The sequence below is a fragment of the Planctellipticum variicoloris genome (assembly GCF_030622045.1).
Classification (GTDB): Bacteria; Planctomycetota; Planctomycetia; order Planctomycetales; family Planctomycetaceae; genus Planctellipticum; species Planctellipticum variicoloris.
In genome coordinates this window covers 448,587-461,847 of record NZ_CP130886.1, presented here as the reverse complement: position 1 = coordinate 461,847, position 13,261 = coordinate 448,587, and the positions used below count along the sequence as shown (strand labels likewise).

The 13,261-nt window shown below is 64.1% G+C and carries 8 protein-coding genes; 4 read left to right on the top strand and 4 right to left on the bottom strand.

Annotated features, from left to right (window positions below):
* Positions 1–1,575, bottom strand: coding sequence for a HEAT repeat domain-containing protein (locus SH412_RS01810; protein ID WP_336521796.1), 1,575 nt, complete (start codon positions 1,573–1,575; stop codon positions 1–3).
* Between the two features lie 308 nt (positions 1,576–1,883).
* Between SH412_RS01810 and SH412_RS01805 the strand changes: the two genes are divergently transcribed.
* On the top strand, positions 1,884–2,597 hold the full coding sequence (locus tag SH412_RS01805) for an RsmE family RNA methyltransferase (protein ID WP_336521795.1): 714 nt from the start codon (positions 1,884–1,886) through the stop codon (positions 2,595–2,597).
* On the opposite strand, the gene corA is transcribed toward SH412_RS01805, so the two are convergent.
* Together corA and SH412_RS01795 are read right to left on the bottom strand one after the other, a co-directional pair.
* Entirely contained in the window at positions 2,580–3,716 is a 1,137-nt protein-coding gene (corA, locus tag SH412_RS01800) for a magnesium/cobalt transporter CorA (protein WP_336521794.1), read from the bottom strand. The genes SH412_RS01805 and corA overlap by 18 nt on opposite strands.
* Positions 3,717–3,813: 97 nt before the next feature.
* Positions 3,814–7,317: a mechanosensitive ion channel domain-containing protein gene (locus SH412_RS01795; protein ID WP_336521793.1), complete on the bottom strand. Its 3,504-nt coding sequence runs from the start codon at positions 7,315–7,317 to the stop codon at positions 3,814–3,816.
* 343 nt (positions 7,318–7,660) lie between these two features.
* Between SH412_RS01795 and SH412_RS01790 the strand changes: the two genes are divergently transcribed.
* A complete protein-coding gene (locus tag SH412_RS01790) occupies positions 7,661–8,902 on the top strand; it encodes a HEAT repeat domain-containing protein (RefSeq protein WP_336521792.1) in 1,242 nt (413 codons plus the stop codon).
* Between the two features lie 28 nt (positions 8,903–8,930).
* Here SH412_RS01790 and SH412_RS01785 read toward each other — a convergent pair whose 3' ends face one another.
* Positions 8,931–9,173, bottom strand: a complete 243-nt coding sequence (locus SH412_RS01785) for a hypothetical protein (RefSeq protein ID WP_336521791.1) — start codon at positions 9,171–9,173, stop codon at positions 8,931–8,933.
* A 526-nt stretch (positions 9,174–9,699) separates the two neighbouring features.
* Here SH412_RS01785 and SH412_RS01780 point away from each other — a divergent pair.
* Positions 9,700–10,749: a hypothetical protein gene (locus SH412_RS01780; RefSeq protein ID WP_336521790.1), complete on the top strand. Its 1,050-nt coding sequence runs from the start codon at positions 9,700–9,702 to the stop codon at positions 10,747–10,749.
* 339 nt (positions 10,750–11,088) lie between these two features.
* Positions 11,089–12,783, top strand: a complete 1,695-nt coding sequence (locus SH412_RS01775) for a glutaredoxin family protein (RefSeq protein ID WP_336521789.1) — start codon at positions 11,089–11,091, stop codon at positions 12,781–12,783.
* Positions 12,784–13,261 lie beyond the last annotated feature (478 nt).

Here is a 13,261-nt window from a genome sequence, read left to right as displayed (position 1 = left end):
TCAGAGTTCGAATCCGGCTCCGTAACCGACCGGTTGATCGATCGGCGACGCCTCGGGATGCTCCGCGACGATCTGCAGGAGCCCGTTCGTCGCGACTTCCCGAACACGCGGATGGCTGTCCCGGGTCAGCTTGGAGAGAAGCTGCCAGCCGCTTTCCGACATGCTGCGACTCAATGTTTCGGCAACGCTGTGGCGGAGGACGTAGTCGGGGTCATCGGCCAACTGACGGAGCGCAGGCAGCAACTGGTCCACCAGGTTCAGCGTGCGAATTGCGACCAGGGCTTTCATTCGTCGCTGTCGAACGGGGTGAGACAGGTCCGCGGTGAGCCGCCGCAGCGCCGTTTCATCGACTTTTAACAGCAGTTGTCCCACCCGGGATCCGGTCTCGCCATCCAGCGACGAACAGAGGGGCAGAACGCGGTCAATGTTAAAGCTCGACAGTTCCGCGCGAGCCGCATCACGCACCTCCGCATAGGGGCTGTCGAGGCGGTCCACCAGGATCGCAAACGTCTCTGGAACGGCGTGCTTGCGAAGCTGGCCGACGGCCCAGGCCTGGATGGCCGAGTCCGTATCGTTGAGGCTCTCCTGGACGACCTGACTGACCATTTCGCCGTCGACCGTGCTTCCGGACGATGCCACTTCCTTGCGCGCCTCGGGCGATCCGCAGCGGAGCATCCACTGTTCCACCGCTCCGCGCAGACTCGGCGGGGTCTTCGTCGCCGCCAGCAATTTCAAGACGGCCGGCTGAATCTGCGGAGGAACCGTGGGCAGCGTGTCATCGGGGTTCCGCAGCCAGTCGAGCGACTCAATCTGCTTCAGATTGTCCTGCTGATGCCGGTTCAGCCGCCCGGAAATCGACCGCAGCAGATGGGCGATAAACTCGGGGTCTTCGCGTCGCTGAATCGCCTCGAAAGCCTTGGGATGCGGATACGCATAATTGAGGGAGTCGCAAATCAGCGACAACACCCCCGGATGCCGGCAGTTCATCAGCAGATGAGACACAATGTCTCGCGCCGGGGCGGCCGAGTTCCACAGCACCCGTCGGACCAGCGCTTCGTCGGCCCGTCCCAGGATCAACACACCTTCAATCACAACCTCCGGGTGAGCGATCTCGTCCGCCGAACTGAGCACCTTTCCCAGCTCCTGGAGAACCAGCAGTCGGCGCCCCTCGACCTGCGACAGGGCGGCGGAATCCCCCAGATCTCGCTCCGACTGCCACTGGTCATACAGGCGGTTGATCAGGCTCTTGAGCGTGGCGACCGCCGAGGGGTGCCCCGGGTGGTGCGTTTGCTTCACGATGGACAGCACGGGCGCCACGTGCTCGTCGGCATCGGCCAGCCGGATGCAGTAGAGCAGTTGCTCGACCAGCTCGGGACTTCCCTGTTGAAGCCCCTGTCGAAAAGCAACTTCCAGCCGACGTCCAGCGGACCGGATCTGCGGCAGAACCCCCTGCGGCAGGTGTTCGCACCGTTTAAGGACCTCGAGCTGACCGGTCACCGACGGCCGACGCAGCAGTGCCGACGCAGCCAGTTCCTGAATCTCAGGGTACGGGACATTGAGCGCAGCAGTTAACACCTCCTGAGCCTGGCGCGCGCCGGAGTCCCGCAAAACTGCGAATGTGGTTGCGAGAGATGCTGACATATGAGACAGAACGCCAGATTGGAGGAATTCCTGTTTTCCTTATCGATGGATAGCCCGGCGGCGCTGCATGCGATTCCCTCAGTCCGCCGAACTGCCGGTTTCGGAGGCAGTTGACGCGGCACTGTTAAGGAATACGTCTTTTTTGCCGCTCGTACCGAATGTCAGGGTGATTCCGGGTGCGACAATTGCAACAATCCTTCCACACGCGTTCTCCCCAGCTCCTGCAGACCGACTGTCTTCACATGCACCGCTTTTTTCTGCCGACAATTCCGGACGTCGGCCCGGCGATCCTTGATGGATCGGAAGCTCACCATCTTTCGCATGTTCTCCGAATTACATCGGGGACGGAGATCGAAGTCTTCGACGGACGCGGACGCTCGGCGGCGGCCACTGTCACCCGCGTCGGCAAACGAGACGTGGAACTGCTCCTTCAGGGCTCCCGTTTCACGACCCCGCCGACGCCGGAACTGACTCTGGCCGTTGCCGCTCCGAAAGGTGATCGATTGGACTGGCTGGTGGAGAAGTCGGTCGAACTGGGAGTCCGTCGCCTGATTCCGCTGATCACCACGCGGAGCGTCGTCGATCCGCGAGAGGGCAAGCTGGATCGGTTGCGCCAGGCAGTGATTGCGGCGTGCAAGCAATGCCGGCGGGATCATCTGCTGGAAATTCAGACGCCGGTACGCTGGACCGAGTTCCTCGCCGGTCTCAGCCGTCCCGATTCCTGCTGGATTGCCCATCCCGGAGGCGTCCCGATCGCAGCCTTGCTGCCCCAGGCCGATTCTCTGCCGCTCACCGCGGCCATCGGCCCCGAAGGAGGGTTCACCGATGAGGAGATCGCCGCGGGACTGCAACGCGGAGCAAGTCTGGTGTCGCTCGGAGATCTGATTCTCCGCGTTGAAACCGCCGCCGTGGCCGTTGCGTCGCTGGTGCGGCTGGGTTCAATCGCCGGTCGTTGAGTGATCGTGATCGCGCGGGCCGCCGGGAGGTTTATCCCAGCGTTCGAGCCAGCCCTTGCGCCAGACGAAAGCGAGAAACGCGATCCCGACGCCCCCCATGACGACGAGGGAAAACGGATAACCCCACCGCCAGCGCAGCTCCGGCATGTATTCGAAATTCATTCCGTAGACGCCAGCGACGAACGTCATCGGCAGAAACACCGTCGACAGGACCGTCAACGTCCGCATGATATCGTTGGTGCGGTTGCTGAGCTGCGAATAGTAGAAGTCCCGAAGATCCGAGCACGTTTCCCGATAGACTTCCAGAATGTCGATCAACTGGATGACGTGGTCGTAACAGTCGGCCAGATACGGCATCGTCTCGGGCGAAACGCGCGTGTGACTCGATCGCAGCAGCATCTGCAGCATGTCGCGGTGCGGCCAGACAATGCGTCTGAGATACAGCAGGTCGCTGCGGACGCGGTGAATCTGTCCCGGTCGTGTCGTTATTTGCCTGGTCGTCAGCCCGGAATCGAGCTCGTCGAGCTCCTCGCCGAAGCGCTCGACGACGGGAAAAAAACCATCGATGACGGCGTCGAGGATTTCATACAGCAGGTAATCCGGACCGGAAGTGCGGACCCGACCGCGACCGAGGCGGATTCGTTCGCGAATCGGATCCAGACAGTCTCCGCTCAGATCCTCCTGAAACGAGAGCACGAAATTCGCTCCAACGAACAGGCTCAACTGTTCCGAAAGGAGCGGAGGCCCCTGCACCATCCGCGACGTCACGAACAGGACGTCGCCGAAGTCATCCGCCTTGGCCCGCTGATGCGTATTGACGGTGTCCTCCAGGGCCAGCGGATGCAGCCCGAACACCTTGCCGAACTGCTGCAAAGCCTCCGCGTGTCCGAGTCCATCCACATTGATCCAGGTGACTGGCCAGCGCTCCAGCAGTGCGCGGGCATCGTCCGCAGAGGCGAGAATCCGCTCGTCGAGGCCATCCGGTCCGTAGCCGATGGCCCGAATCACCATCGCCGACGACTGCGGATCGACCACGAGCGTCCCCGGGGCCGTCCCCAGCGTCTGCGGTCGTCGGAGCGAACGTTTCCGATGCTTCCAGCGTTGCGTATTTCGAGCCACGACTCGACTCCTGCGCCAAACAATCCGCCTGTTTCCCGGTCGGTCGCCATCGTACAGGCGAGGGAGCCAGTCGTCTGCTCACGATCGCGCCGCCGGATCAGTCGGGAGCTCGAAGTTCAGCGTTCGGTGGCGCATCATCGGGAGTCGGCGGGACAGGCGTGGCGCCGATTCCGGAAATACTCCGAACGTACAAGTCGCGCTGCGGGAACGGAATCTCGATGCCGGCGGCACGGAATCGTTCGATGATCTGGGTGTTCAAGGCATCGGTTGTCGGCAGGCGGTTGCTCAGACTGGGGACGAAGCAATACAGGACATACTTCAGAGAACTGTCGCCGAACTGCATGAACGCGACCTGGGGAGCGGGGTCCCGCATGACGGAGGGCTGTTCGATCGCAATTTGCAGCAGCAACTCCTGGACTTTGCGCGGATCGGACGAGTACGAGACGCCGACTTCAATGACGAGCCGGCTCACCGTGTTGGACAGAGTCCAGTTGAGCAGGCTGTCCGTAATCAATTGCTTGTTCGGAACAATGAACTCTTTCTGGTCCCAGTCGCGAATCGTCGTCGAGCGGATGCGGATCTGCAGGACCGTCCCCGTCACGTCGCCAACGGTCACCACGTCTCCGACGCGAATCGGACGCTCCATGAGCAGGATGACGCCCGAAACGAAGTTGGCGAAGATCTCCTGCAGGCCGAAGCCGAGACCAACCGAAGCGGCCGCGACCAGCCATTGGACATTGGACCAGCCGACGCCGATCTGGCCGAATGCGGCGACGGCCCCCACAATGAAAATGGCGTACCGGCCGAGCAGAATTGCGGCAAACCGGATACCGGCGTCGAGCGGCAGTCGGCTGAGGACCGAGATCTCCAGCAGACCCGGAATATTTCGGCCGGCGACGATGGCGATCGCCAGCACGACAACGGCAGTCAGGACATCCGCCGCCGTGACCCAGCGCAGGCGGATGACAGTCTCCTGCGTCTGCTGCGCCTGTTCGGTATCCGAAGTCCCCGCGACCTGCTCGACATCTCGAACAATCGTCTGCTGCTGCGCCGTCTGCCAGAGGTTGACCCGATTCAGAATGCCGAGCGCGGGAACGACCTCCGCCCAGATCAGCCAGATCCCGATGAGCCAGACCACCACGAGACTTGTATTCAACAGCCGGAGAATCTGACCGACGATGCCGCCGAGATCGAACCGTGCCAGCGAAAATCCGGTTTCGGACGATTCCTGAGTCTGCTTCAGTTCCGATTCCGCCTGCGCGCGAAGCTGCTGAGCCTGCTGAAGGGCGAGTCGCCTTCGCTGCAGCGTGATCCACCGCATGATGATCGAGCGCAGGGTCAGCAGGCCGAACCACAGCCAGGCGGTTGCCTGAAGTCGTTGCGCCAGTTGCCCGGCGGTGTAGAAATAGCCGGCCCACACCAGGACGAGCAGGACCGTGGGCACCAGCAGGCTGATCGTCCGCGCCCAGGCCCAGCCTCGCACCGCCCAGGGGTGATTGGAGTCGGTCGACGGAACGGCGTGGGGACCCGACAGGACGGCCCGGCAGAACAACGTCAGCAACACCATCAGGAGCATGAAAACCAGCCGGCCCAGGGATTCCACGGGGGGCTCGTCCGCGCGGGCATTCAGGGCGCCCAGCAGGCACGCGAGCGCGAGGCCCACCGGAATGAACCAGCGCAACTGGTGGTTGATGTTCCGCAAGTTGCGGACGTTCCACGACAGGTGCTGCTCGGCAAGCCCCCGCCGGGTGCAGATGGATTGCAGCACCAGAAATGGCGTTCCGACGAGAGCCGCCTGCAGCAGACCTTGCCCGACCGCCTGCGTCCAGGCCAATCCGGAGACCTGCGACTCAAGTCGGATGCCGGGGAACCACAGCAGGCCGATCGGCCCTGCCGCCAGCAGCAATGTCAGCAGGATCGCCTGCAATGTTGGCCCAAACCGGCGGCACGAGCCCTCGGCCGCCTGATCGCCGACGTCGTGCAGCGTCCGACGGATCCGACGGCGCAACATCAGCCAGACCGCCATGAACAGCCCGAACACCGTCCAGCCGACGGGTTCGCGATGGAAGTCGCGGACGATCGAGTCGCCGAGTTCCCCCCAGCGTTCCGCGTTGAGGAATTCTGCGGCGGCGCCCGCCGCGGACCGGGCTTCGCTCCACCCATACCAGCCGCTGGTGCGTATCCAGAACGCCCGCTCATCAATGAAGCCGCCGTATTCCTCAGCGGAGCTCATCAGCTTGCGTTCGAGCGTATCGAGGCTGGTGAGTTGCTCGATGTACTTGCTGTAGTTGTTGCTGAGCCCGGTCAGAATCTCCCGTTGATGCTTCAGCAGGGTTTCCCCTTCGGCAATCAGCGTTTTTCCGGGCAGGCTGGGGGCGTCCGCATTCTGCTTGGCCAGGGCCTTGGGGAGCGCGGATTCAACGTCGGACAGCTCGTCGATCTTGGCGTTCAGCTCAAACAGCTTCAGGCGAATGTCGCGGATCGTGTCGCCGCGCTGCCGGATCCGTTCCTTCAGCTCCCGAGGATTGGCGATGTTCGCCCTCTGGCTGCGGAGCATCAGGCCAATCGACTCGGTCAGGCCGACTTCTTTGACCATCTCGCGCGTCCGGCTGGACTCGGCCTGCAGACTGTCGAACTGCGACTGAGCCTGCTGCAGGTCGTCCGCCACTTTGCGCAATCGCTCGGCGAGCGCATGGTCTTCTTCGGCGAGCTGCTGGGTTTCGTCGGCGATCGGCTTCAGCAGCGGGTGCGCGAGGGCGGCCTCCCGCTGGGCCGCTTCGACTTTTTCCTGCGCCTCCCTCTGCCGCCGCCGGTCCAGCTCTCCCTGCAGGAGCTTCACTTCATCCTGCGCGAGGGCCAGCTCCCGCTGAGCCAGGTCGCGCTGGTCCCGCAGCAAATCATTGGTTTCCGCAGGCTCGAGCCAGGCCAGCTCGGACTGCAGCGCCGACCGTTGCCGTTCCAGCATTGTCCGCTGCGCCTGCAGCGACATGCGTCGGGCCTCGGTCAGCTCCTTCGGCTCATTGTCGGGAGGCGAACCATCCAGTTCCTTCTGATTCATGTCGAGGGCGGCGGCGAGATCGGTAATCTGGGCAGGAATCTCCTGCAGTCGCTTGACCCGCCCCGTCGCCTGTTCGTCGGTCGACCTGGCCTGCGACTGCAGTCCGGTGTCCGGCTGATTGATCTTCGTCTGGACTGAAGTAATCATCCGCTGCAGATCGGCGCTGCCGACGGTCGCGTCGACATTGGCAGAGGCCTGCCTGGGAAGCTTCTGAAGCCTTTCCTGGACCTGCTTGAGCGTCGCCGCCGAGCGGTTGAGCTGATCCCGGAACCCCGCCGCCTTCCGATCCGCGGCCGCAGCGTCGTCCAGCGATGCCTGAGCGGTGGTGTAGCGATCGACGAGCTGCTTTTTCAGATCCGCGTCGAGTTTGGAGTCGGCCTCCAGTTGCTTGAGGCGGCCGGAAATCTGCGACGCCAGCGTCGGCTCAGCGCGGGTCCCGCGCCCTCCGATAGCCGGCGGCTGCGCCGCAGCATCGCCGACCGGCGCCACGCTCGTTACGAAGAACGCCGCCCAGAGCAAACACTTCTGCGCAGCGCATGACATCTTCAACCTTCGATCCTGCAATTCGTCGCGCACGAGCATGACATCCGTTTCACTGTGGCTGTTTTCGCCCCGCGACGATCGCCAGGCGATTCCCCCGATACCGGAGTCCGGCGACCGCATTCCACCAGGTGCGAGCATTGTGGCACTGGAACCAGTGCCGATGGCATGTCGCAGGGAACTCGCCTCTTTCCGACAGGCGCAGGCTGCATTTCCCAAGCGGGTTCCGTGTGGCTCTCCGTGATTTGTGTCACAATTGAAGGGGGAGTGTCAACCGGGACTCCCAAAGCCAGCGGCAGAAGTCGGCCTTCCAGAAGCGCCTCTTCCCAACCTGAAAGACCATGGCGTGAAAATCTTCGGCGGTCGCCGACCGGTCAACGGTTCGGCCGACTTTCTGATGACCGTGAGCATGGCGGCGGTGCTGCTGCTGGCCCGACCGGCGACATCGCAGGATCGACCGTCCGATCGCGTCGTTGCCGGCCGCACCATCGCGCAGTGGCGGGAGTTGATCGGGCAGATTGATTTCGCGGATCGCCAGTCTGCGGCGTACGTCGCGGGCCTGGTGGCGGTGATGGAGGACCGCGAAGTTCCCTGGTTCACCCGTCGGCAGGCGGCGCTGACGCTGGGCCGGCTCGGACCGCTCGCCCGTGACGCGGTGCCGCGGGTGCTGCGATTGATTGATGAGACCGGCGACGATCCCGAGACCGCCGCTGCACTCTGGTCCATCAAAGCGATCGCCTTGTACGGTCCGATTGCCGCCGAAACAACGCCGACCCTGATCGACCGGCTGCGAGATCCCAGAACGGACTGGTTCGCCCGGCTATCGCTGCTGGAGGCGATTTCGCAGATTGGCCCGAGCCACCCCGCCGCGCTGGCCGTGTTGATCGACGCCGCCCGCGATCCCGCCGCCGTGTATCCCCGACTCACTGAGGAGCAGGCGCTGGAGTTTCGGCGGCTGGCGTGCGAATCGCTGGGGGCGATCGGCCCCGCGGCGGCGGCGGCCACGCCGGTGCTCGCCCGACTCCTGGAGTCCGACGACGCGCATGTGCGTCGCGCCGCGGCCGATGGCCTGGCGCGTTTCGGGCCGCTGGCGACGGAGGCAGGCCCCGCGCTGGCCGACCGCGTCCTGCTGGACGAGGAGCTTGAGGTTCGCGACGCCGCACTGATCGCGCTGGCCCGCCTGGGCCCGGAAATGCTGCCTCGAGTGCAGCCCTGGCTGATGTCGGACAGCCCGCTGCTCCAGCAGGATGCGCTGCGGCTGTATCGCGAATGGGGGCCGGCGGTTCGTCGATCTCTGCCCGATGTGGCGCCGTTTCTCCAACACGAAGATCGGTTGACTCGGCTGGCGGCCCGCGCTGCGGCCGCCAAGATGACCGGGGAGGTCGCTCCTCATTTGCAGCCTGTCATCGAGTGCCTCGGCGACGATGACCGAGGCGTTCGCCAGGAAGCCGCCCGGCTGCTGATCGAATGGGGTCGGACGTCGACGTCCGTCGTCCCGACGGTCGAACGGATGCAGAACGATTCCCGGCCACGGGTCCGGGCAGCCGTCCATCACATCCTCGAACGGATCGCAGCCCAGAAACCCTGAGCGGGCCTCGAGGGGTCCGCGACAGACTTCAATTCGATGCGACGACCAGTTCGTTGACGACGCGCGTGGGGCCGACGAGCGGCAGCAACGATTCCTGGACCATCTGCTTCTGGAAATAGCTCCGGACCGAACCCCGCAGAATCAGGGCGCCGTCGACGAGATCCGCCTGAACCCGCCGCCCCGCGTAGGGGGACCGCTGCAGCGTGTGCAGAACCAGTTCGTCCAGGCGATGGCCGGTGTCGATTCGGTGGCAGGAACTGGCGACGGGCATGGCGGGAAGCTTCCGCAAACTGGTGATGGCCGGTCTCGCCTCCCGAAAATGGGGTTCGACCGGCAGATTCTGCCGATGTGTTCATCGGCTCTTCGGAAAACCTAGTTCGATTTTCCCGAAGCGCCGGAAAAAATGTTTCGAAAAAAACACAGACCAAACCCGTGCGGGCTTGTTCTTCAGTCCGCAGACCGGCCTTCCCGCTGCTGGCGGCTGATACAGTGGCGGTTCCGTTTCACGCACCCAACTCACATTTTCACAACCAGATCGGTAGCCGGCGTCATCCGCCGTTTCTGCCGCTCGCGACGCAATGGCGGCCGGCAATCGGCAGTCTCTGCGCAAGCCGCACAACCCGTCCGGCAGGAACTGCCGAGATCTTGACCGGTCCGGCGGAATCTCCTAAAAACCGCCCGCCCGACGCGACTTGGACTCAAGCGTCCTCCCCGCTCGTCGTCCCGCGTCCCTGTCGACCACTCGCACATCACAAGCAGCCGTCGGTCGTTTCTCGACTCCGAACAGGAAGGTGCTCATGCTTCGTCACCCCCTCGGCAAGGTCTCTCTGTGGAGCGGCCTCGCCCTCGTCGCCGCCGCCCAGCCGGCCCAGGCCCAGTTGTTTCCCTTTGGCGGGGCCTGCGACTGCCCGCAGCCGGTCGTCCAGTGCGCTCAGCCGGTGATGCAGACCTGCTATCAGACCGTGCCGGTCACCGAATTCCAGCCGGCCAAGCAGGTCGTCCGAAAGCCCTACATCGAAACGAAGTACGTTGAGCAACCGGTGACGGAGTATCACCCGGTCACCGAAACCAAGGTTGCGAACGTCCCCACAACAACGTATCAGGACGTCACCGAATACCGGCAGGTCTGCCGGAATACGACACAGTACGTCCGCCAGCTCGAACCGGTCTGCAAAGTGTCTCCCTGCGAGATCGACGGCCGGCCCGGCATGCTGGGATGGCTCAATCGGACGTCTTACGACTTCGCGAACATGTTCACGCCGGACTATCGGACGCGGGTCACCGCAATCCCCCAGACTTACGTGCAGAACATCCCGGTCACCCGCCGGGTCGCGATCCAGGGGACCCGCCAGGTGACCTACAACGTCACCACGATGGTGGCGGCCCAGTCGACGCGCCGCGTGGCCATGAACACCGTCGCCTACCGCGACGAAGAAGTCACCGTCATGAAGCCGGTCACCGTCATGCGGACCGTCCCGATCGGCAGTGCGATGGCTTTCGGCATCCCGGCGTACGGCGCTCCGCGCACCGCGTTCGGTCCGACTCCCGATCCGATCAGCAATCCGCGATCGGCCGACCGGCTCAACAACGCCGATCCGAACAAGTTCGAACGGGCACGCGAAGCGACTGTTCCCGTCACGCCCAAAACATCCCAGCGGATCCCGCTCGACGAAGTCATCCCCGTCCGCGGGACAAGCATCAGCCAGGTCGCCGCCGAGGAATCCGTCATCCCGGCCCGATCGACCCCCTCCGCGGTTCGCGTCGGACAGTGGGTGGCCCGCACGACCACCGAACCTCCCGCCGGCAAGTTCGGCCCGACGCTGTCCGTGGCCAACAATCTGCGGTAGTCGGCAGTCCGCTCAATCGACCGTCACGAACGCCCCGGTTTCCGCCGGGGCGTTTCGCATTGAACGCCAATCACTTCCACGGCCAAAGGGGGGCGCTCGTCCCCGCACGCGTCTGAGACCCGCGGCGACGTCCGAAACTCCATCTCCTCTCTGCGACGCTGCACGAGATCTTCTCGATCTCATCCGCTGCGATAGCGGCCCGCGAGTTTGAGTCCTGTGCGGATTGTGTGCAGCAGGCGCACGAATGCAAAGCAAAGCCGTTCGAGTCGAGTCCCGTTTCTCGGGCGATCATCGCTCTTTTTGCTTGTCGATCCGCATTTCCGTGGCCAGACTCAGGGTATGGACGCCAGACTCTCCCCTCGATTGACGTTTCTGTTTCCGCTCGTCAGCGCGGTACTCCTGCTCGGCGTCGTCGAGGCTCCGGCCGCGGAGACCCGCTGCGCGGTCGTCGAAGTCTTCCTGCGGGGCGAGTCCGAGCTGTCGACCGCGGCCCGCGCGTACGTCGAGAAGCACTACGCGAAGAAGGCCGGGGTCGTGGTGACGTATCGCGACGTCGCCGGCGACGAGGCCGCGCTGGCCCGGTTCTACAAGCTCGCCGATCACTTCAAGATCGAGAAACCCGGACTGCCGGCCTTCTACGCCAGCGGGCGGTTCGAGTTCGGCTGGGACGCGAAGACGTCTCCGCCTAAACTGGAAGAATTGCTGACGGTCGAAGTCTTCGTCCGACAGGGGTGCCCGCGCTGCGCGCTGGCCCATCCGATCATCTTTGAAGAACTGGCGCCGCGCTACCCCGGCTACAAGTTCGTTGAGAAGGATATTGCAGTCTCCGTGGAGGCCCAGCGGCGGCTGCAGGAAGTCGCCAATCGCTACGGCGTCCAGGGCGCGGGCGTCCCGGCACTGCACATGGGGGGGCGGCTGATGATCGGCTTTATCGACGCCGTCGCCAGCTTTCGACAGTGGGACGACGTCCTGAAGGGGGTGACCGTCCCCTGCCCGCCGAAGACTTCGTGGAATCGACCGGCCCGTCGCGGTTTCAACGAAAGACCGCTGCCGTGGTTTGCGGGCTGGGGCGGCGTCGCACAGGCCGGCGATCCGCCGGCGATCGAGACCGTTCCGGAACTTCCGCCGCCCCCCGAAGTCGGCGCGAGCGAGTCGAGCGCCAAACCCCTCCCGCCCGAAGTCGGCCCGCTGTCGGAGACCGATGCGGAAGCTCCTCCTTCCCGACCGCGGCGGGAATTGCCGCCGGAAGTCTCGGAGACGACCGATCCGCTGCCGCAGCCTCAAACCGCGTCGGACACGGTCTACCTGCCGATGTTGGGGCAGGTGAACTGGAAGCAGTGGGGTCTGCCGGCGTTTACGATTCTGGTGGGACTGGTCGACGGCTTCAATCCGTGCGCCATGTGGGTCCTGCTGTTTCTGCTGTCGCTGCTGGTGAACCTGCGCGACCGCTGGAAAATCCTCGCCGTGGCGGGGACGTTCGTCGTCATCAGCGGAGCAGCCTATCTGGCGTTTATGGCCGCGTGGCTGAACGTGTTTCAGTTCATCGGTCTGCTCCGTCCGGCCCAGATCCTGCTGGGCCTGCTGGCGATCGGCGTCGGCACGATCCACGTCAAGGACTTCTTCGCGTTCAAACAGGGGGTGTCGCTGTCGATTCCCGAATCCGCCAAGCCGAAGCTCTACGAGCGGATGCGGAAGATCGTGATGGCCGAAACGCTGATCGGCGCCATTGTGGGGGCGTCGGTCCTGGCGGTGCTGGTCAACATCGTCGAACTCCTCTGCACGGCGGGACTCCCCGCGATGTATACTGGCATCCTGACGCTGCAGAACCTGCCGGCGTGGGAGAATTTTCTCTACCTGCTGCTCTACATCGCCGCCTATATGTTCGACGACTCGCTGATGGTGACGGTGGTCGTCGTCACGCTGGGCAAGCATCGCCTGCAAGAGACCGGCGGCCGGGTGCTGAAGCTGATCAGCGGCGCGGTGATCCTGGCGCTGGGGATCGTGATGATCGTCAAGCCGGAATGGCTGGTGTGAGGGGACGGGAGGCGCGAAGCTTCTCAACCTCTTCTGAGCCCCGAGCGTGAGCGAGGGGAGTCTTTCCGCCCCAGCTCTCACCACGGACTCTCGGCGAGTCTGCATTCAACCCCGGAGGGGTTGCGGAGAGTAGCCGGTGGTTGAGCGCAGCGACACCACCGGAATGCGGTCGCAATTTCGCACTTCGACCTCTCCAGGGTCGCACCGTCCTCTCGCCCACGACCGGGGGTGTCGCCGCTTCGCTCCTCAACCCCCGGCTACATTCTCTCAGCCCTCCGGGCTGAAGAAAGCATTCCGACCCCGGCAGGGGTCGCAGAATGTAGCCGGGCGTTGAGCGCAGCGACACCCCCGGAATGCGGCGACTGCGACCCCTTCGGGATGAGGAGACCGAAGGGATCTGGCGACCGCTGGCCCCCGGCTCGTCCTCTCTGCTATTCTGTGCAGAATACGAGGGACTCTCCCTGAGCCAACACCGGAG